The sequence below is a fragment of the Pseudoalteromonas sp. SG43-4 genome, from assembly GCF_014164325.1.
Classification (GTDB): Bacteria; Pseudomonadota; Gammaproteobacteria; order Enterobacterales; family Alteromonadaceae; genus Pseudoalteromonas; species Pseudoalteromonas distincta.
Window position 1 is genome coordinate 37,594 of sequence record NZ_JACJFB010000023.1, and the last position, 20,219, is coordinate 57,812.

18 protein-coding genes and 1 tRNA gene are annotated in these 20,219 nt (G+C 38.8%); 9 read left to right on the forward strand and 10 right to left on the reverse strand.

Annotation, left to right across the window (positions count from 1 at the left end; translation table 11 throughout):
- Positions 1–90: 90 nt before the first annotated feature.
- Complete coding sequence (locus tag H5160_RS17790) at positions 91–432, forward strand: hypothetical protein (protein ID WP_002961684.1); 342 nt, start codon at positions 91–93, stop codon at positions 430–432.
- 139 nt (positions 433–571) lie between these two features.
- Here the strand turns inward: H5160_RS17790 and H5160_RS17795 are convergent, their stop codons facing one another.
- The 5 genes from H5160_RS17795 to H5160_RS17815 all read right to left on the reverse strand — a co-directional run bounded on the left by H5160_RS17795 (position 572) and on the right by H5160_RS17815 (position 8,807).
- On the reverse strand, positions 572–3,751 hold the full coding sequence (locus H5160_RS17795; RefSeq protein WP_182738215.1) for an amidohydrolase family protein: 3,180 nt from the start codon (positions 3,749–3,751) through the stop codon (positions 572–574).
- Positions 3,752–3,856: 105 nt separating this feature from the next.
- Entirely contained in the window at positions 3,857–4,681 is an 825-nt protein-coding gene (locus H5160_RS17800) for a M90 family metallopeptidase (RefSeq protein WP_182738217.1), read from the reverse strand.
- Positions 4,682–5,034: 353 nt separating this feature from the next.
- Positions 5,035–5,673, reverse strand: a complete 639-nt coding sequence (locus tag H5160_RS17805; protein ID WP_182715838.1) for a chloramphenicol acetyltransferase — start codon at positions 5,671–5,673, stop codon at positions 5,035–5,037.
- A 136-nt stretch (positions 5,674–5,809) separates the two neighbouring features.
- Positions 5,810–6,850, reverse strand: coding sequence for a Glu/Leu/Phe/Val dehydrogenase (locus tag H5160_RS17810; protein ID WP_002961676.1), 1,041 nt, complete (start codon positions 6,848–6,850; stop codon positions 5,810–5,812).
- A gap of 430 nt (positions 6,851–7,280) precedes the next feature.
- The gene (locus tag H5160_RS17815) at positions 7,281–8,807 is read right to left on the reverse strand and encodes a fumarate hydratase (RefSeq protein WP_165742758.1); all 1,527 of its coding nucleotides are present in this window, start codon (positions 8,805–8,807) and stop codon (positions 7,281–7,283) included.
- A 155-nt stretch (positions 8,808–8,962) separates the two neighbouring features.
- Here H5160_RS17815 and pabB point away from each other — a divergent pair, with 155 nt between their 5' ends.
- From pabB to H5160_RS17830, 3 genes are all read left to right on the forward strand, one after another.
- Positions 8,963–10,321, forward strand: a complete 1,359-nt coding sequence (pabB, locus tag H5160_RS17820; RefSeq protein WP_182711550.1) for an aminodeoxychorismate synthase component I — start codon at positions 8,963–8,965, stop codon at positions 10,319–10,321.
- 6 nt (positions 10,322–10,327) lie between these two features.
- Positions 10,328–10,903, forward strand: coding sequence for a CoA pyrophosphatase (locus H5160_RS17825; RefSeq protein WP_182738219.1), 576 nt, complete (start codon positions 10,328–10,330; stop codon positions 10,901–10,903).
- Between the two features lie 101 nt (positions 10,904–11,004).
- Positions 11,005–12,381: an L-serine ammonia-lyase gene (locus H5160_RS17830; protein WP_024603668.1), complete on the forward strand. Its 1,377-nt coding sequence runs from the start codon at positions 11,005–11,007 to the stop codon at positions 12,379–12,381.
- A gap of 76 nt (positions 12,382–12,457) precedes the next feature.
- Here H5160_RS17830 and cysB read toward each other — a convergent pair whose 3' ends face one another.
- Positions 12,458–13,435, reverse strand: a complete 978-nt coding sequence (gene cysB, locus H5160_RS17835) for an HTH-type transcriptional regulator CysB (protein ID WP_002961670.1) — start codon at positions 13,433–13,435, stop codon at positions 12,458–12,460.
- A gap of 324 nt (positions 13,436–13,759) precedes the next feature.
- Here cysB and H5160_RS17840 point away from each other — a divergent pair, with 324 nt between their 5' ends.
- Positions 13,760–14,518 (forward strand): hypothetical protein, encoded by a 759-nt coding sequence (locus tag H5160_RS17840; protein ID WP_182715834.1) that lies wholly within the window; start codon positions 13,760–13,762, stop codon positions 14,516–14,518.
- Positions 14,519–14,591: 73 nt separating this feature from the next.
- Here the strand turns inward: H5160_RS17840 and H5160_RS17845 are convergent, their stop codons facing one another.
- Positions 14,592–15,884 carry an NCS2 family permease gene (locus H5160_RS17845; protein WP_002961426.1) on the reverse strand — a complete coding sequence of 431 codons (1,293 nt, stop codon included), beginning with the start codon at positions 15,882–15,884 and terminating at the stop codon, positions 14,592–14,594.
- A gap of 118 nt (positions 15,885–16,002) precedes the next feature.
- On the opposite strand from H5160_RS17845, the gene H5160_RS17850 reads away from it, so the two are divergent.
- The 3 genes from H5160_RS17850 (at position 16,003) to H5160_RS17860 (ending at position 17,718) form a co-directional block, all read left to right on the forward strand.
- Positions 16,003–16,467, forward strand: coding sequence for a tetratricopeptide repeat protein (locus tag H5160_RS17850; protein WP_182693823.1), 465 nt, complete (start codon positions 16,003–16,005; stop codon positions 16,465–16,467).
- Positions 16,468–16,765: 298 nt separating this feature from the next.
- Entirely contained in the window at positions 16,766–17,200 is a 435-nt protein-coding gene (locus H5160_RS17855) for a SulA-like leucine-rich domain-containing protein (protein ID WP_002961428.1), read from the forward strand.
- Between the two features lie 38 nt (positions 17,201–17,238).
- Positions 17,239–17,718 carry a YchJ family protein gene (locus tag H5160_RS17860; RefSeq protein WP_182738220.1) on the forward strand — a complete coding sequence of 160 codons (480 nt, stop codon included), beginning with the start codon at positions 17,239–17,241 and terminating at the stop codon, positions 17,716–17,718.
- Between the two features lie 74 nt (positions 17,719–17,792).
- On the opposite strand, the gene H5160_RS17865 is transcribed toward H5160_RS17860, so the two are convergent.
- The 3 genes from H5160_RS17865 to H5160_RS17875 form a co-directional block, all read right to left on the reverse strand.
- Positions 17,793–18,710 carry a diguanylate cyclase gene (locus H5160_RS17865; protein WP_182738222.1) on the reverse strand — a complete coding sequence of 306 codons (918 nt, stop codon included), beginning with the start codon at positions 18,708–18,710 and terminating at the stop codon, positions 17,793–17,795.
- A gap of 193 nt (positions 18,711–18,903) precedes the next feature.
- Positions 18,904–19,206: a DUF6172 family protein gene (locus H5160_RS17870; protein ID WP_002961433.1), complete on the reverse strand. Its 303-nt coding sequence runs from the start codon at positions 19,204–19,206 to the stop codon at positions 18,904–18,906.
- Between the two features lie 179 nt (positions 19,207–19,385).
- The gene (locus H5160_RS17875) at positions 19,386–19,913 is read right to left on the reverse strand and encodes a VC2046/SO_2500 family protein (protein WP_033021584.1); all 528 of its coding nucleotides are present in this window, start codon (positions 19,911–19,913) and stop codon (positions 19,386–19,388) included.
- A 112-nt stretch (positions 19,914–20,025) separates the two neighbouring features.
- Between H5160_RS17875 and H5160_RS17880 the strand changes: the two genes are divergently transcribed.
- A tRNA-Tyr gene (locus H5160_RS17880) sits at positions 20,026–20,110 on the forward strand.
- Positions 20,111–20,219 lie beyond the last annotated feature (109 nt).

Below are 20,219 nucleotides of genomic sequence, written 5' to 3' on the forward strand. Positions count from 1 at the left end.
GGAAGGAAAATCGCAAAAAATTGAAAAACTGTTTTAAAATAGGTATAAATACCTCTTCTTTATCTGTGTTCACAACGTATAGGGTCTCTGATGAGCAAACTAGACAAAACAGAAGTGTTATCTGCCTTTGAAGCAGCGTACGAAACTGCCAATGGTAAAAAACCTGAAATCACAACCAAACCTGGTTGGTACAGCATTGATGGCGGTAAAAATTTACGCCTAGCTGACGTAGCAGAGCTTACTAAAAAATTAAACTCTGGTAAAACAACTAAAACGAAAAAACCAAAAGCAGCTGCTCCTGTTAAAGCACAGAAAAAAGCGCCATTCACTGTTGTTACCGAAAATGAAGAAGGTTACACAGCGGAAGAACTTTGGATTGTAATTTTAGCTCGTAAAGATCATGACTGTCGCTTACCGCGCGGTGTTGTTTAATCAACATTTATGATTTTTAAAAGAAACCGCGTTAAGCGGTTTTTTTATATCCATTATTTGCCAAAAATATAAAGCTTTATAAGTTGTGTAAGGCTAAAAAAAGCGGCTATGTAGCCGCTTTAACAAAGTATAAAATAAATTACAGTTCTTCAAAATAAAGTGGTTCGCGTTCTTTTTTACCCACTTCATTCATTGTCTCTGCATTGAATAGTCGACCATTGATCATGGTGTAATCTACTTTATCCGAATCTCGAATATTTTTAAGCGGATCGCCATCTATAACCATTAAATCAGCCAGTTTGCCCACTTCAAGCGAGCCTACGTTTTTATCAAGCCCTAAATACTTAGCCGGATCGAGTGTTGAAGCACGTATTGCCTCAAGCGGTGTCATTCCGCCTTGTGCGAACATCCACATCTCCCAGTGTGCACCTAAGCCTTCACGCTGACCGTGCGCACCTAAGTTAACTAATACACCTAGGTCTTGCAGCTCAGCAGCAACGCGTGCGTTATTAAAGTGATTATAGTGATGATCGGGCGCTTTAATGCGGCGCATAGAGCGTGGTAATAATTGATTTTTTGGCACAAATTTACTTAAACGCGGGTGATTCCACACATCAGTTTTATCGTACCAGTAGTTCTCACCCCAAATGCCACCATAAGCCACTACAAGTGTTGGTGTGTAACCAGCATCACTTTGCGACCATAACTGCTTTATATCGTCGTATATGTTCTCTACAGGGATTGAATGCTCAATACCTGTGTGTCCATCTACAATCATACTTAAGTTATGTTGTAATAATGAGCCACCTTCAGGGACAACCATCATTTCAAGTTCACGGCCTGCTTCAATAACTTGTTGGCGCTGCTCTCGGCGTGGCTGGTTATACGATTTAACACTAAACGCCCCTACTTTTTTAAGGCGCTCTAAATGAAATTTAGCATCGTCTAACGAGTCAATATGCGACGTATAACCTGGCATATTTGCGCCATATAAAATAGTACCCGTTGAGAAAATACGCGGGCCAACAATCATGCCTGCCTTTTGCATTTCGCTTGCGGTAAATATTTCAGAGGTATCGTTTGATGGATCGTGAATTGTAGTTACACCCAGCGCTAAACCTGCAAAGTTTTTCCAGTTTTGCTCAGGTATAATTTCACCGCTTGCTTGCGAGCCATGTGCATGAGCATCAACAATACCAGGCATAATTGTTTTGCCTGTTACATCAATAACCTCAGCACCTTTAGGAATGCTTATCTCGCTGGCTGTACCAATTGCTTTGATATGCTTGCCATCGGTGATAATAACACCATTTTCAATAACCTTTTCGCCGTCCATAGTAATAATTTTTGCACCAGTGAGCGCAATCATGCCTTTAGGCTCTGCCATTTTTTTACTGAAACCGATATTATCGCCACTTTTCACTTTAAAGTCGGCATCTTCGGCTTTGTTAATGGCAAACATCCCCTCAAGGCTTGCATGATAAAGCTCAGGCCCTAATGTCCAATAAAGCGTGTTGCTCTTAGCACTCCAGCTAATGTTTTCACCAGCACGTACCGATAACTGCTCTATTGGAAATTGACTGTCTTTAGGCCCAATATTAATTGTTTTACCACTTTGAACAAACGGCGTTACAAATACTTTAAATCGCTCAGCAAAAGCGAGGTATTGCCCATCTGGTGATACTCTAAATTCTGTCGCATGTTCTGACTCGTACAGTTTGCGAACTTTTTTACTTTCAAGCTCAACTACGCTAAGCGTTGGTTTTGGCCAAGGACTCATTATAAAAACGCGATCGTTTGCATCTCCAAATTGTGGTTGATAACCACTTTTTGAAATAAGCTCACTTTTACCGCCTTTTTCGCTTACGCTATAAACCCCCGGATTAAGTGACCACTTAGGGTTTAGAATACTGCCGCCAGTGGCTTTTCGATAAACAACCGTTTTACCATCTGGGCTAAACGTTGGCTCTACGTACTTGCCAGGCTCTTTAGTAACTGTATCACCACGACCACTGCGCGCAGACACAACTCTCACTGACCCTTGTTTGTTATCATCCCATGTGGTGTAAACTATTTTTTTACCATCGCGAGAGTACTGTGGAAATAATTCGTAATGATCTGTTTGCTTTGTTAAACGCTTAATTTTACCCGACTCTAAATCACGTTTATAAATATGTCCAAGCGCTTCAAAAATTGCCGTTTCGCCATCTGGGCTTACTTGCACATTACGCAGCATTTTTACATCAAACTCATCAGTATCTAAGTTTTGTGTAAAGCGCACCGCTTTTTGAATTTTTTTACTTGTTTGCACTTTAAAAGGAATGGTTTTAACAGATTTCTCTGCAACATCTAGCTTGTGAATTGTGCCACCAGCCCAAAATACCAACTCTTCGTTATCTGGTGTCCAGGCAATGGTTGGGTATACACCATGAATAGCCCATGTTTCTTGCATATCTCGCTCAAGCTTATCGTAAAGCTTAGTGTGCTCACCGCTGGTTAAGTCATATAAATAAAGACTAGTTTGAAAATCATCACGCTTTATATACGCCAGTTTTTTTCCATCAGGTGACGGTGTAGGCCTAATAGCACCGCCCATCGTATCGATTATGGTTTCAATTTCACCCGTTTCACGGTCGTAGCGCTTAATTTTATAAATGCCCGCTACAGAATCCTTTGAATAATGAAAGGTTTTACCGGGTGTTGCATCATGCGAAAAGTATACATAACGACCATCAGGTGAAAACATTGGCTCACCTAAATCTTTTTGATCGTTCTCCCGTTTTGTAAGCTGTACGCCCTTGCCACCCGCTTTGTGATACAACCACACTTCACCTGCTCCCAATGAGCGGCTAGCTGTAAAGTGTTTACGCGCAACTAAGTAGTCGCCATCAGGACTCCATGCAGGGCTATTTAGTAATCTAAAGGTTTCATCGGTAACAGCGTGTTGGTTTTCGCCATTTAAGTCCATTATCCAAATGTTATCGCCACCACCTTGATCGGAGGTAAACGCAATACTTTTTCCGCTAGGACTAAAACGAGGTTGCATTTGCCATGCAATATCAGAGGTGAGCTTTGTAGCTGTACCACCACTCATTGGCATAGTGTAAATATCGCCAAGTAAGTCAAACACCACGGTTTTACCATCAGGGCTAACATCTATATTCATCCATGTGCCTTGCTCAACGCTAATTGCAGCGTCAACAAATTGCCCCTTAGGTGAATCTACTTGCCATTTTTGTTCGTCTTTTTCGGCGGCATGTACCTGCCCTATCGCTAATGACACCGACAATGCTAATACTGTATGAAGCATTTTTTTCATGCGTTTCTCGCTTGTTATTGTTGCAGTAAAAACTATTTCACATGATTGCAACAAAAACAAACGCAACTTGCCAGCGTTATATGATAAAGCGCGGTTTATGTAGGTTTAATGCCAAACAATAGGGTCAAATTGATAGTAATTAACTAACATACTGTAAATTTCAGGATCGTATCGGCGAAGCTCTGCGGGTTTTTCGAGGAAGGTTTCGGTGAGTACAGCAAAAAACTCAGCTTCATTAGTCGCACCGTAACTGTGAATAACGTGCGGCATGCTATAAGCAACGTGACTTTTTAACTGGGTGAAAGCACGGCTAAATACTCGGCCCCACTCTTTGTAATCTGCAGAGCTTTTTAAAATGGGTGTGCCTGTTGTTTTACCTGTTTCTTGATCGAGTTGATGCGCAAATTCATGAAAAACTAAATTATGTCCATCGCTTGGTAAACGATTACCCTCAAGCACATCGTGCCAACTGAGTACAAGTGTGCCGCCTGGCCAAGACTCACCTAACCTTACCGTATTATGGTAACTCACAAGTCCTGCACTATCGCGAGTTGATTGCGGAGCGTAATAAGCACTGGGGTATAATAAAATTTCTTTTACATTTTTATATAACGGCCACGGTTTGTTGAGCACTAATACACACGCATCGGCGGCAACAATTAACTTCATTGCGGGTGTTAGTTTTAAGCCATCACAACCCACAAAGCGTTTTTCGTTTAAAAACCATGTTATGTGTCGCTCTAACTTTTCTCTGTCAGCATCGGTCATTTTTTTATAGATAGGCATACAACGCAGTAAAATATCTTTTTGCTGTGAATTTAAAGCAAAGTCTTTATATTTACTGCGCCATAATCGATTTTGAATTGATGGCCAACGCCAGAAAATCACCACAAAAAGAATTAAAATAAAGATTAACAGTCCATTTATCATGGTGATTTCCTGAGCTAAGGTATGGTATATAAATATGTCCGGCACACGTGTATTTCAAGCATATAAGGTTATGTATTTGAATATAAAGTAATTCACATCGCATTGCTTATAGATTACTTAACCTGAACTTTGGTTAAGAGATTTACTAATGTATTGGATCATGGTGATATTTAAATTTATTTTCTCTAGCCAGAGATTTTTAGTGAAAACAAGGTGAATTTACGCGTCAATAGCGGGCCTATTGCAAGTAAATTCAACGCAGTTAGCGCTAAAAATAGCTGCTTGAGATAGATTTATTATCCAGAGTTCAGGTTAATTACTGCTTGCACTGCCGTTAAATGACGTGTTTAAAGTTAACCTTTGCAAAAGGAGTCAAATGTACCCTGCAATGTGTTTATAAATTTCGCTACGTGCAAACCATCCATTAATGAGTGGTGTACATCGATAGCTAAAGGTATTGTACCTGTGTGTTTATCAAACTGACCAAATACAAATTTAGGAATGCCTAAACTCTCCCCTTCACTAAATGCATGCGAAAACGCACTAAAATTCAGCCACGGCAAAACAGATATATGAATTAAGTCGGCCTGCCCTTCTGTTTGAGCAAATGCATCAGAAAATAACGGCTGTAATTTCGCTTTTTTGCTTACGTCACTTGCATGATTTGCAAACTCTTTAAAATCGCTTGCGCTGTTAAAATAACTAAAAACAAACGTATCGTTTTCAGACAACTCAACCACACTTGCGCGAACACTGTTAAGTAGCCATGGCTTACTATCTATTATACGTAGCATTATTGAATCGTACTCATGGCACGCTTTTAAGGTGCAATATACATATGCTTGAAAAAAAGAAAATTGATTGGTTTTGCAATAGTCGTAAAGTGCTTGAGCATCTAAACGCACACACACATTAAAATAAGGCTGAGAAAAGTGTTTAAATAATTCAAAGTGTTGCTTTCTAGGCCAATTATCTAAATCGATAGGCTGCATGAGAGAAGTTGAGGGAGTCATAATTTGCCGCACAAAATTAAAAATAAAGTGTACCGCTGTTCAGTAACAATTGCATTAACTTACAGATAAACAAAAGGTGTGCAATTGCACACCCTTATATAAATTAGAACTTAGATCACAGACCGTTTTTAATGATCTCTTGCGCTAATTCGTCAGCAATTAAATGCGTTGATTTTTGCTCTTTTTCGCTGCGGGCAAAAATTTCAGTTAACGTATTAAAAATACCTTCAACATGTTTATTAGACGCTGCTGCACTGTAACCATCTGGCGCTGTTTCGTAATAAACATTAATAATACCACCGGCGTTAATTACGTAATCTGGTGCATATAAAATGCCTTTTTCACGAATAACTTCACCATGGCGAGATTCTGCCAGCTGATTATTAGCACAGCCTGCAATAATAGTCGCTTTTAAACGCGGTATAGTTAAATCGTTAATAGTTGCGCCTAGTGCACACGGTGCATAAACATCAACATCTAAGTCGTAAATGTCATCAATGCCAACCGCAGTTGCGCCAAAATCACTTACTACACGGTCAATGGCAGCTTGGTTAATATCAGTTACAAACAACTCAGCGCCCGCATCATGTAAATGTTTACATAAACCATAAGCAACAGCACCTAAACCTTGAACAGCCACTTTCACACCTGCAAAATTTTGATGGCCACGTTGATGCTGTAGCGCTGCTTTAATTCCTAAAAAAGTACCGTATGCTGTAAATGGCGATGGGTTACCGCTTTTACCTTCAAGGCCCAGTACGTAATTAGTTTCTTTATTCATAATAGCTACATCAGCACATGTGATGTTTACATCTTCTGCTGAGTAATAGCTGCCATTTAATCGCTCTAATTGACGACCAAATGCACGGAATAATTGCTCAGATTTAATTTCTTTCGCATTACCTATAATTACAGATTTACCGCCACCAAAGGGTAAGCGCGCAACTGCATTTTTATAAGTCATGCCCTTTGATAAACGTAGCACGTCATAAACAGCATCTTCGTCGTTCGCATAATCCCACATTCTACATCCGCCAACTGCAGGACCTAGGTTGGTATTATGTACAGCAATAATTGCTTTTAAACCCGACTCTTCATCAGAACAAAAAACCACTTGTTCATGGTTATCAAATTCAACTCGATTAAACACAGCCACTTAAAATACTCCGAAATAGTTAACCCGTGAGAGGGTATGCGCGCTGGAAATTGCCGAGACTTTATCACTTCATATACGTGTTCGCTATACTCACAGATGATAAAACCAATGAAAACATTAAGCTTAAATTAAATAACCTAATTAAAACTTTTATATAGATAAAAAATTTACAAAACCGTCATTTTTAAGTTTTAAATACTATAAATATAAGAACCACACCGACTTACGTTTACGTGAACGTAATACAATTGTTGCATGTAAAGTTTAATATACAAGTGCTACCTGGCCGCTACGTACCGCTGCCTATAGGTTTTCAGTAAAAAGTGAGCTTTTTCGCAAACTGGTCAGAGCTGTAAACTTACTAATAACCCTATTTAAAAAAACAAAAAAGCGAGCACTAGGCTCGCTTTTTAAAAACACAAAACGTACGTTATTTTAGCTTGCTATCAAGCTCTTCAATTTTAGCTTTCCAGATAGCAGGGCCTTGTGTATGCGCATTGGCGCCTTCACTGTCTACTGCAACAGTCACTGGCATATCTTCTACTTCAAATTCGTAAATAGCTTCCATACCTAAATCTTCAAAAGCTACAACACGCGCTTTTTTAATCGCTTTAGATACTAAGTAAGCTGCGCCGCCTACAGCCATCAAATAAACTGATTTATGCTCTTTAATAGACTCAACAGTCGCAGGGCCACGTTCAGCTTTACCAATCATGCCTACAATGCCTGTTTTTTCTAGCATCATATCGGTAAATTTATCCATGCGAGTGGCTGTTGTAGGGCCAGCAGGACCTACTGCTTCATCGCGTACCGCATCCACAGGGCCTACGTAATAAATAAATTTATTATCAAAGTCTACGCCCTCAGGTAAACCTTCACCTGAGTTGATCATATCTTGCAAACGTTTATGCGCTGCATCACGACCTGTTAAAATAGTGCCCGAAAGTAAAACGGTTTCACCCATTTTCCATTCTTGAACATCTTTTTTAGTCAGTGTATTTAAGTCAACGCGACGTGTGCCTTCGCCCACTTCAAATGTTACTTGTGGCCAATCTTCTAGCTTAGGTGCTTTTAAATTAGCAGGGCCAGAACCGTCAAGTGTAAAATGTACATGGCGAGTTGCCGCACAATTTGGGATCATTACTACAGGTTTTGAAGCTGCATGCGTTGGTGCTGTTTTAATTTTAACATCAACAACCGTTGTTAAACCGCCTAAGCCTTGTGCGCCAATACCTAATTTATTAGCACGATCAAAAATTTCTAAACGCAGTTTTTCTTCAGTTGTCTCTGCGCCGCGTTCTATTAACTCGTGAATATCAACCGGATCCATTAACGACTCTTTAGCCATTACTGCTGCTTTTTCAGCCGTACCACCAATACCTATACCTAGCATGCCTGGCGGACACCAACCAGCACCCATTGTTGGTAGTGTTTTTTCTACCCATGCAGCAACATCATCTGACGGGTTTAACATAACCATTTTACTTTTGTTTTCAGAGCCGCCGCCTTTAGCCGCAACCATTACTTCTACTTTTCCACCCGCTACTAAATCAATATGCACAACCGAAGGCGTATTATCTTTAGTATTTTTACGCGTACCAGCAGGGTCTGCAACAATAGATGCACGTAAAGGGTTATCTGGATTCAAATATGCACGACGAGTACCTTCATCAACCATTTGTTGAACGGTTAAATCTGTTTTATCCCACTTAACATCCATACCTACTTTAACAAAACAGGTAATAATACCGGTGTCTTGGCAAAGTGGACGCTTGCCTTCAGCCGACATGCGTGAGTTAATTAAAATTTGTGCAATGGCGTCTTTAGCCGCTTTACTTTGTTCTTTGTTGTACGCTTTTTCGAGAGCTTGAACAAAATCAAGTGGGTGATAGAACGAAATATATTGCAATGCATCTTCAATGCTATCAATAAAGTCTTGCTGACAAATTGTACTCATAGTGGTTCCTTAAGTTACCGTTACGCGTTGTCGCGTAATCTAAATCAAACCGGTGACGGTGGTTTGCACTGTTTTTTGCAGCTTAGTGCTGCCAAAAAATTTGACTTATGATACCCTCCCAGCCCGTTTCGAGCCAGTTCTTAAAGGGGCAGTAAATGCTAAACAATAAAAAAAATTGTATTAAATTAGGCATAACACAAAACTGCATTGACGTTTTTGCGCATTTTTCACATTTGCCTTATGCAATTCTATTAGATTCTGCAAATAGTAATCATATAAACAGCCGTTTTGATATTGTTGCTATTGAGCCGCAAAGTACCCTTGAAGTAAAAAATAATAAAAGCTTTTTAAATAATATAGAAAGTAGTGATAACTGCTTTGAAATTATGAATAATGAGCTTTCGCATCTTGCTAAAACAAAAGCCGATTACGATTTACCCTTTAACGGCGGCTGGCTTGGCTACTTTGGCTACGACTTAGGGCGTACAATTGAAAACATCCCCACTCGTGCTATTGAAGATATTAATCTTCCCCAAATGGCTATTGGTCTTTACTTAGATGCCCTTCTTTACGACAAGCAGCAACAAAGCTGGTTTTATGTATCGCAGCCAAACACCGATCGATTAGCGCTTTATGAGCAATACTTAAATACACACGCTAACTCCCAAGTTAATACGCAGTCCTTTGCCCTAAACAGCGACTGGCAATCAAATATGAGCGAAACGGAATACGCTGCAAAGTTTGCCCAAATTGAGGAGTATCTAAAAAGTGGCGATTGTTACCAAATTAATTTAGCGCAGCGCTTTAACGCTCAGTTTGAAGGCTCCCCTTGGGCGGCTTATATTAAACTGCGTGAGGCAAATAAAGCGCCATTTTCGAGCTTTATAAATCACCCTCAAGGAGCAATTTTATCAATTTCCCCTGAGCGCTTTATATCTGTAAATAATAACGTTGTAGAAACCAAACCTATTAAAGGCACTCTGCCGCGAAAAGCGGATGCGCTGGAGGATCAACGCCAAGCCCAAATACTCGCAGCATCAGCTAAAGATCGCGCTGAAAATGTCATGATTGTTGATTTACTGCGTAACGACTTAGGCAAAGTGGCAAAACCTGGCAGCGTCCACGTCCCTTCCCTTTTTGCTATTGAAAGCTTTCCGGCAGTGCATCATTTAGTAAGCACGGTAACCTCAGAACTTGATGAAGGCAAAACAGCGGTCGATCAGTTAAAAGCGGCTTTTCCGGGTGGCTCAATCACCGGTGCGCCCAAAATTAGGGCGATGGAAATAATTGAAGAACTAGAACCGCATCGCCGCAGCATTTACTGTGGTTCAATTGGTTATTTAAGTGCATGTGGAAATATGGATACGAGTATCACTATTCGTACCTTGGTATGCCACAAAGCGCAAATTTACTGCTGGGCTGGTGGCGGAATAGTAGCTGATTCTAAAGTCGAATTGGAATATCAAGAAACTTACGATAAAGTAAATAAAATCCTCCCTTTATTAAAACAGTAGGTCGTTTTGAATAGTGAACACATTATGGCGCGGTTTCTGTTAAGCCCTACAGCTGCGCCAAACCAGTTAAAAGACACGCGTCAAAAACGTGCTAGCGCTGTTATGCTGCCAATTATTGATATAGATAACCATGCACATATTTTACTGTGTAAACGCCCTACTTATTTACACCATCACCCTGGGGAGATTTGTTTGCCTGGGGGTAAGTTTGAAGTAAGCGACATTACCCTTCGCACCACAGCCCTTCGCGAACTAAAAGAAGAGCTAAATATTGCCCAAAACAACGTTAATGTAATAGGTCACTTACCTGAGTATTCAACATTAACGGGTTTTAGTATTAGCCCCTATGTGGGTTTACTTAATAAAGGCACCACCTGGGAAAATGACTATAATGAAGTACAAGCGAGCTTTTTGCTCTCGGTCACTGAGTTAAATAACGAAGCTAATTGGCAACCCTTACCTTTTCAACGATTTGGGAAAGCGGTTATTTTGCAAGGTTTTAAAACGCCACATGGTTTACTTTGGGGTGCGACTGCAAGCATTATAAAAAACTTTACAAAACAACTCGCCTTACCAGTTTAAATCTTCGTTATTAGTAGTTACACAATCACAATTCCACGTTATCATGCTCGACCGTTCAAAGAGCAGCTTCGTGCTGATAAAACAAAGTAGAGACACACATTATGATCAGTGCATTTGATATGTTTAGCATTGGTATTGGCCCTTCGTCATCACACACCGTTGGCCCAATGCGCGCATCACGCTTATTTGTTAATGACCTACAAGAACAACAATTATTAGCAAATGTTACCGATATTAAAGTAGAGCTTTATGGCTCTTTGGGACAAACAGGTGTTGGCCATGGATCGGGTAAAGCCGTAATTCTTGGTTTAGCCGGTTATGACCCTGAAACTATAGATGCCGATTTAGTCGACGACATTTTAGCGACCATCGAAAAAGATCAGGTTATTTATCTAAACAAAACACACAAAGCTAAGTTTCCAAAACAAGGCGCTATTGTTTTTCATCGTCGCAAAACGCTGCCTAAGCACTCTAATGCAATGGAAATTATCGCCTCAAACAACGGCGAAAAAGTTTACAGCAAAGTATATTACTCTATTGGCGGTGGCTTTATTGTTACTGATGAAGAGTTTGAAAACGAAAAACAAGCAGCCCTTGATATTAGAGAAGAAAACCCAGCTCCTTTCCCTTTCAGTAGCGCAAAAGAGCTACTAGAGATGTGTAAAGAGTCAGGGCTTAGTGTTTCAAGCTTAATGATGAAGAACGAAAAAACACTGCGCACTGAAGATGAAATAAAGGACACGCTGTTTCATATCTGGAAAGTAATGATGGCCTGTATTGACCGTGGTATGCGTACCGAAGGTATCCTACCTGGCGGCTTAAAAGTAAAGCGCCGAGCGCCTAGCTTATACTTAAAACTAAATATAGAGGTCAGTAACGACCCACTTCGTGCAATGGACTGGGTTGATTTATTTGCCCTTGCCGTAAACGAAGAAAATGCGGCAGGTGGCCGTGTAGTTACCGCACCAACTAATGGTGCTGCGGGTATTTTACCGGCTGTACTTATGTACTATCACACATTTGTGAAAGAAGTAGACCGCGATATAGCCACACGTTATTTATTAACGGCCGCTGCTATTGGTATTTTATATAAAAAGAATGCCTCTATATCGGGTGCTGAAGTAGGTTGCCAAGGTGAAGTTGGCGTTGCGTGCTCAATGGCTGCAGGCGCATTAACAGAAATTGTTGGTGGCAATGTTGTGCAAGTAGAGAACGCAGCAGAAATTGGTATGGAACATAATTTAGGCCTCACGTGCGACCCTGTTGGTGGCTTAGTACAAGTACCGTGTATTGAACGTAATGCAATGGGCGCGATTAAAGCAATTAATGCCTCACGTTTAGCTATTCGTGGCAGTGGAGAGCAAAAGGTATCACTTGATAAAGTGATTAAAACCATGCTTGAAACCGGCAACGATATGAAAACCAAATACAAAGAAACCGCTCGCGGTGGATTAGCAGTTAATATTATCGAATGTTAATCAGCTCGCTATAAAGAGAAAAAGCTGCCTATTTTAAAATAGGCAGCTTTTTTATTGTTCGTTCAATGCAATCACCTTATTTAACGGGTAACTCTATATCTGCAAATAACTTATCTACGTCATCTTGGTTACGTAACAAGCTTGCTCGCTCTACGCGCTCTTTAGTTAAGTGCGGTGCAAAACGTTCAATAAAATCATACATGTAAGTACGTAAAAAGCTGCCCTTTCTAAAACCAATTTTGGTCGTGCTTGCTTCAAATAAGTGGCTTGCATCAATACACACTAAATCGGTATCGCTCACTTGATCTATCGCCATTGAAGCGACAACACCAACTCCTAAACCCAGTCGTACGTATGTTTTTATAACATCAGCATCGGTTGCAGTAAATACAATGTGTGGCTCAAGTCCGTGTGCGCTAAATGCTTTATCTAACTCTGAGCGGCCCGTAAAACCAAATACATATGTAATGAGTGGATATTGGGCAATGTCAGCAACAGTTAAACTATTTGCCTTTTTAGCGAGCGGATGGTCTTTAGCAACAACAATACTGCGATTCCAATGGTAGCAAGGCAGCATAACTAAATCTGAATACAAATGCAGTGCTTCTGTTGCAATAGCAAAGTCGGCATCACCGCGTGCTGCAGCATCCGATATTTGCTGTGGAGTACCTTGGTGCATATGAAGCGATACCGCAGGGTATTTTTTCATAAACCCTTGAATAACGTTAGGCAAAGCATAACGGGCTTGGGTATGTGTTGTGGCAATATTCAACTTACCTTGATCAGGTAGTGTATGCTCATTAGCAACGGCTTTAATACCTTCTACTTTGGAGAGTATTTCACGAGAAATATTAATTATATCTTCGCCAGCACCGGTTACATGCGTTAAATGTTTACCACTGCGACCAAAAATTTGTACACCCAACTCATCTTCTAACATGCGTACTTGTTTAGAAATTCCTGGCTGCGAGGTAAATAAACTCTCAGCAGTCGCTGAAACATTTAATTTATGATTTTGTACTTCTACGATGTATCTGAGTTGTTGTAATTTCATGGCTGCAAATTTTAACGTTATTATTCATATTATTTATAAAGGCAATACCGCTTAAAACCAAGTGTTATTTACGTAAAATATCACTTTAGGTCTTTAGGTGTGCAATTATCTGATTAGAGCTCAAGGCTAGCATAATAAATATGCTTGAGGTAGCGATGTTTATTCAGCTTTAGTTTATAAGCCCTTAGGGTGACTACGGTTTATAAAGAGCTCAACCTATCAATTTTTTGGTGTATTTTTTAAGTTAATCGGCGCAAAGCTACCCTGTTAACGTATATTTAATGTAAGATTAAATAATTAGGTTATATATCCGAGAATTACACCATGATCGTTTCTATTATAATAGTGCTTATAGTTGCATTGATTGTGATTGCACTTTGGGTAAGTGCTGTACAACAACACAAAGAAAAACAAGAAGCGGAACGCCGCAAAGAACTAACAAAACAAAAAGCTATAATAGAAGAAACAGAAGAAGCACTAATGAATAGTGCCAATATACCTCTTTCTGAAAATATAATCCGTGTATTGCAACGCCGTATTTACGAAGCATTAAACACGATGGTTACTAGTTCGCCAACATCCAAAGCACTCAAAAGCCGCTTAAGTGAAGCGAAAACGCACTTATCTAATCCCGTTCAAGATAATAGCAGTGAAGCTTTAACGCTACCGAGTAATGACAAGCAACTTGTAGGCTTAATTCAGGGCATTAAAAAATTACGCTCAATTTTACGCTCTGAACATAATAAAGGTCGTATTGATAGCCAAGTTTTTGTTTTAGAAGATAAACGTCTTGAAAAACTACAACTGCGTATTAATATCGAAAGCCAAATAAAACGTGGCTTATCTGCCCGCTCAGCGAGTATGGTTGGCTCTGCAAGGCAGTATTTTGAAAAAGCACAGGCAACGCTCAATGCAGTTACATACACCGATGAATATGTAACAACAAAACGCCAAGAAGTTGAAGGTTACTTAGAAGCAATTAGTGTTGAACTGCGGGCTTCTAATGCAAGCGCACTTAAAAAGAAAACAGAAGAAGAGCAAGACGACTTAGATATATTGTTTGCTCCTAAAAAGAAATGGTAATTCTTTTATAAAAGCATTAAAAAAGCCTGCACAAATTAAATTTATGCAGGCTTTTTTGTCTATTTGTTGGTCATTAAGACAAAAATGCAAACTTGAAAACAAACAAGGCTGTCAATATCCAAACACTAATACTGATTTGATCTTGCTTACCACACAAAACTTTAACCGCCGTATAAGATATAAAACCAAGTGCAATACCGTGCGCAATCGAAAACGTTAATGGTGTCATTAGTAATACCACAGTAACAGGAATTGCATCGGTCATATCATCCCAATTTACAAACTTTAAATTTTGTAACATCAGTACAGCGACATATAAAATAGCACCTGCCGTAGCATAAGCCGGTACCATTTGTGCAAGCGGTGCAAAAAACATCATTAGTAAAAAGCAAATACCTACAACTACAGCCGTTAAGCCAGTACGTCCGCCAACAGAAACACCAGCAACCGATTCTATATACGATGTAGTCGTAGACGTGCCTAGCATCGCACCTGCAATTGTTGCAGAGCTGTCAGCACTTAGTGCGCGCCCTAAACGAGGCATGTTACCTTTTTCATCAGCTAAACCAGCTTTTTGAGTGACCGCAACTAATGTACCCGAAGTATCAAAAAGATCGACAAACAAGAATGCAAAAATAACACTCATCATTGATATATCAAAAGCGGCGGCAAAATCTAGTTGCATAAAAGTAGGCATTATTGATGGTGGCATAGCCATAACACCGTGATATTCAACTAGCCCTAAACTTAGTGCAATGCCAGTCACTAATAAAATACTAATAAGTACACCGCTTTTAAAATCGCGGTATAAAAGCGCTGCAATTACAAAAAAGCTTAATATAGCCAATAATGGGCCTGGGGAAGTAATGTCGCCCAATTGCACTAATGTTGCTGGGCTTGAGACAATAATGCCTGCATTTTTAAGGGCAATTAAGGCTAAAAAAGCACCTATACCTGTTGCGATAGCTCGCTTGAGCACCAGAGGTATGGCATTAATAATCCATTCTCTGACTTTAAATAAGCTTAAAAATAAAAATATACAACCCGACATAAAAACAGCCCCTAATGCGGCTTGCCAGGTATAACCCATTCCTAATACGACGCCATACGTAAAAAAGGCATTTAGTCCCATGCCAGGCGCTAATGCTAATGGATAATTAGCCCACAAACCCATTATAAAACAGCCTATCGCAGCTGCTATACAGGTAGCTACAAATGCAGCCCCTTGGTCCATCCCTGCCTCAGCAAGCATAGCCGGGTTTACAAATACAATGTATACCATAGTGATAAAGGTCGTTAGGCCAGCAACGCATTCGCGTTTAACTGTTGAGTTATTTTCGCTGAGTTTAAATAAGGCTTCAAACATAATAAACTTGTGATAGTAAAAAGTGACGAGATTTTAACATAAAAATTATCTTTTACAGGACATTTTACCTTGCTATATACTAAACTGTTAAAGTAGTTAAAATAATAAATGAACCAATATGCTTAAAACAACACCTTGTGAGCAAGACTTAGAGCAACAGCTAGACAACATTTTAGGTTTTGTTACTCAACCAGAAAGCAGCCCCGCGCCCATTGATAATAAAAAAGATGAGCAAAGTACTATTAATAAAGCCCTATATTATTTAAAAAATAATCAAGCTCCATTGGCTGCAAAATGGATGCGCCTTGCTGCAATGGCAGGGAACCATAGAGCACAGTTTTATTTAGGTTTATTTTTTGTAAAAGGTGAAGGCGTGCCACAAAGTGTATTTCATGCTGTAGCTTGGTTGAGCTTAGCGAGTAGCCAAGGATACGCACCTGCCACTGCAGCGGTTACAGATATACGCAAACATATCGAAACTAAGCGATTTAAAGATGCTCAATGTTATGCAGCAAGTTTGTACGAACAAATCCACCAACTCCAGTTTTCTCATATGATCCCTCGCACGAGTGAAGACACATAAACCAACTAAGTTATAAGTACTGTATACAGTGTTGAAAAATACTGTATATAGTTACAAAGATACTCCTACTCAGTATAAAACCCACAAATTAAAACATTACTCAAAAATTTATTTTTGAAATACCTTCTCAAAAACAAACCTATAACAAGTTGATTAATAAAGAATTATAGATTTAAAAATAAAAAACAATGATCAAAGGCTGAATAATTGTACAAATAAATAGCATAAAATGCTTGCACGAAAGCACTGTATAAACTACTGTATATGAATACTGTATAAAAACCCAGTGAGTGAAATTATGTTACAGCCTATTACCGTAAGAACAGTTAAAAGTTACCAACAAGACGAGCAAAGCGATTGCGTAAATTTGATCCAAATTGAAGATGAAATTTCAGCGACCTTTGAGCTTTTAAAAGTATTACACCAATACAATAGCTCTAATGCATGGACGTTACTAATTGCGCCAGATCATGTACCTAGCAAAGCTTTACTTGACTCATGCTCTATTGATACAAGCAAATTACTTGTTATTAGACAGAAGCACCTAGTAAATTTAGAGTATGTATTAAATTCTGCGTTACATAATGGAAACTTTGCAGCGGTAATTACCTGGACCGATATAGTTAATAACCAACTACTTACAAATCTATCGTTCGATTTAAGTAAAACGAATACAAAACTATACTGTTTTACTAAAAACGCTCAAACAACAGAGATACCACTCGCTCAATAAGCTTGTTAAACTAATGTTTTAGATTCTGTATTATTATTATGACTTCACTCAATACCACATTATGTTTTTGCAGCAGTGGGCACAATTATGCCGATTGCTGCGAGCCGCTTCACTTATCTGTAAAGCAAGCTGACACTCCTGAACAACTTATGCGCTCACGATTCAGCGCTTATGTTATTAAAAATGCAAAACATGTTTATCAAACCTACGCAAAAGAAAAACAAGCTGAGAATCCGGTTAAAGAAATCAATGATTTTGCTAACAGCTGTCGATTTATAAATCTTGATTTAATTGACTCAAGCCATGATGGCGATACTGGAACTGTAGAATTTAAAGCCCAATATTTTTATCAAAACTTATTTTGTGAGCTTCATGAAAAATCGCAGTTTATTAAAGAAAACACTCAATGGCGTTATTTAGATGGCACTATATATCCTGTTGAAGATATTAAAGTAGGCAGAAATGATAACTGCCCATGCGGTAGCAATAAAAAGTACAAAAAATGTCATAGCATGTAATAAATAATCTTATTTAATATTTATCACCTAAAAGGTGTTTTTAAGTGGCAGAGTGATTTATTAGCTAACTAAACTTAAAAACACACTTTGTTACGCCCTTGCATTTTAGACTCATACATTTTTTCATCTGCGATCTGCAACGTGTTTTTGTTATTTACGTATGGTTGTAGGGTTGCACCGCCAATACTAATAGTCACAAAATCATATTCTGAATATTTGTGTAATATTCCTAAATCGGCCACATTCTGTTTAATTTTATCAGCAACACAAATTGCACCTTCAGTGCTTGTATGCGGTAGAACAACTACAAACTCTTCGCCGCCATAACGCGCAACAAAATCGGTTGGCCTTTGCAAACTATTAGTAATAGTTTGTGCTACTAGGTTTAACACCGTATCCCCCTGCACATGACCATAGATATCATTGTATTGCTTAAAATAATCTATATCGATGAGTAATAATGCATAGTCAACTTTTTCTCGTAAGGCGCTTCGTTCCATTTTAGAAAAATGTGCATCAAAATAACGGCGATTGAATACTTTAGTTAAATCATCTAAAAATACTTTTTGATTGAGTAAGTCGTGTTGTAATTTTAACGTTATATGGGCACGAACCCTTCTAAATAGTGTTTCTTTTACAATCGGCTTTTTAATAAAATCAACAGCTCCGGCCTCCCAACACTCTTCTTCTTCGTTTTCAAAGGATGTAACAAAAATAACTGGGATATCCTGTGTTTCAGTATTATTTTTTAATTTTAAACATGTATCAATACCACTCATTCCACCCATACTAATATCGAGTAGGACTATATCGGGTACATTTACATTACAAATTTCAATTGCTTCTTCACCACTTCCAGCTGTTGTCACATTAAAATTCTCAGATAATATTTTTTTTAATACGATTAAGCTTAATAACTGATCGTCAACTATAAGTACTTTAGAATTCTTTAAACTTAGTTTTAATTGATGGTCAGAGTAATTTATTGGCATAGTAAAAATGTTTTGTTTTTTTAATTAAAAACAGCCTATAGCACCACATTTTGTTATGCAAATGTTAATTAAGAGGGATTCTACTTATTGGTTATTAATAAAAATGCTTTTTAGTAAATCTTTATTGCATAAAAACAAAAAATGAGCCACTTGGGCTCATTTTATAACTTTGAATACTTAATTTAGTTAAGTATTATTCGTCATCATCTAAATCTAATTGCTGACGTTGAGCAGGTCGAGCTAAAATCTCTACATAGAAAGAGGTCAAACCTTGCTTTTCAATTTCGCCAATTTGGTTACTTAATTCAGCAACGTGCACAACTTGCGCATCTTCAGCTGTGTTACCAAACTTACAGTCAAATGCCCAATAGTCAGCATCTTCAGGTAGCGTTTTATTACGCTCTCTTTTCAAATATTTTTTCACTTCGTGCTTTGCAGCATCAACCATACGAGGGTATTTGATTTTCTCGTGATTTAGCGTGAATGTTTTCTTCATTACGTTCCTAATTACCTTGGTTTAATGATAATGGCATTTCATGTCATACCATTTGACGCCATTATAGCAATTGCATTTAATTTTTGGATGCTTTTTTTTCATTAAATCAATTATTAGCAAATATATAAAGCAGACCCGTTATAAAGCATATATTAACTGATGATTATTACAATCATATATCACACCGCAATAAGCTGAAGTGGTTGATGTATTGCATCACTATTAAGGCTGTCGTAAAAAGCAGCTGCATTTATAGGGGGATTCGCTAGTTGTGTTTGTTCGCTTTTAATTCTTCTTCTGACAGCAAGCTCACAGTTATCTATTATATTAAGTGGAATATGCTTATCATCATTTCTAATCGCAAGTGGTTCAGGGCTTAAGCACTGTCTTAGCTTAATACTTGTCATACCGCAGCGCTCCCCTTCTTGAGATATTAATGATGCATTAAACTGTCCAACCAACATATTGTATTCATCAGGGGCTAAAAGTTGCTTTGGACCTGCGCCAAATTGCTTTCTTAATGCCTCTTCTTCTATAACTAAATTATCTATTTCAGTTTTTGGTAAATGAAATTGGCTAAAGTCGAGTGCGTCATGTGACAGCATCGCTAATAATAGAGAAAATTCGCCACGGCGATTTTCATGCACACTATTATTGAGCCTACTGTTTAACTGACTCTCTGTGATTAACAAATCATCTATTTGCATAGTCTTTAGTCGATTGTGGTAACTGATAGATATTTATCGGCTTTATTTCAATTTTCTTTAGCTTTTTTCTTTACTTAAATACGCAATTTGCTATTATCAGCGCCGTTGCATTGGAGGGGTTCCCGAGCGGCCAAAGGGATCAGACTGTAAATCTGACGGCTCAGCCTTCGCTGGTTCGAATCCAGCTCCCTCCACCACTTTTCTTACCGCTAAGTTAAGTGGGGCCAAATGCAATAAAATTAGTGTGGAGGGGTTCCCGAGCGGCCAAAGGGATCAGACTGTAAATCTGACGGCTCAGCCTTCGCT

Bases quoted from the DNA above. Each gene is read 5' to 3' on its own strand.
- H5160_RS17800 (WP_182738217.1), bottom strand. From the start codon at position 4,681: ATGATAAATGGACTGTTAATCTTTATTTTAATTCTTTTTGTGGTGATT.
- H5160_RS17865 (WP_182738222.1), bottom strand. From the start codon at position 18,710: ATGCCAATAAATTACTCTGACCATCAATTAAAACTAAGTTTAAAGAAT.
- H5160_RS17830 (WP_024603668.1), top strand. From the start codon at position 11,005: ATGATCAGTGCATTTGATATGTTTAGCATTGGTATTGGCCCTTCGTCA.
- cysB (WP_002961670.1), bottom strand. From the start codon at position 13,435: ATGAAATTACAACAACTCAGATACATCGTAGAAGTACAAAATCATAAA.
- H5160_RS17805 (WP_182715838.1), bottom strand. From the start codon at position 5,673: ATGCAGCCTATCGATTTAGATAATTGGCCTAGAAAGCAACACTTTGAA.
- H5160_RS17790 (WP_002961684.1), top strand. From the start codon at position 91: ATGAGCAAACTAGACAAAACAGAAGTGTTATCTGCCTTTGAAGCAGCG.
- H5160_RS17815 (WP_165742758.1), bottom strand. From the start codon at position 8,807: ATGAGTACAATTTGTCAGCAAGACTTTATTGATAGCATTGAAGATGCA.
- H5160_RS17845 (WP_002961426.1), bottom strand. From the start codon at position 15,884: ATGTTTGAAGCCTTATTTAAACTCAGCGAAAATAACTCAACAGTTAAA.
- H5160_RS17855 (WP_002961428.1), top strand. From the start codon at position 16,766: ATGTTACAGCCTATTACCGTAAGAACAGTTAAAAGTTACCAACAAGAC.
- H5160_RS17870 (WP_002961433.1), bottom strand. From the start codon at position 19,206: ATGAAGAAAACATTCACGCTAAATCACGAGAAAATCAAATACCCTCGT.
- H5160_RS17875 (WP_033021584.1), bottom strand. From the start codon at position 19,913: ATGCAAATAGATGATTTGTTAATCACAGAGAGTCAGTTAAACAGTAGG.
- H5160_RS17850 (WP_182693823.1), top strand. From the start codon at position 16,003: ATGCTTAAAACAACACCTTGTGAGCAAGACTTAGAGCAACAGCTAGAC.
- H5160_RS17840 (WP_182715834.1), top strand. From the start codon at position 13,760: ATGATCGTTTCTATTATAATAGTGCTTATAGTTGCATTGATTGTGATT.
- H5160_RS17860 (WP_182738220.1), top strand. From the start codon at position 17,239: ATGACTTCACTCAATACCACATTATGTTTTTGCAGCAGTGGGCACAAT.
- pabB (WP_182711550.1), top strand. From the start codon at position 8,963: ATGCTAAACAATAAAAAAAATTGTATTAAATTAGGCATAACACAAAAC.
- H5160_RS17795 (WP_182738215.1), bottom strand. From the start codon at position 3,751: ATGAAAAAAATGCTTCATACAGTATTAGCATTGTCGGTGTCATTAGCG.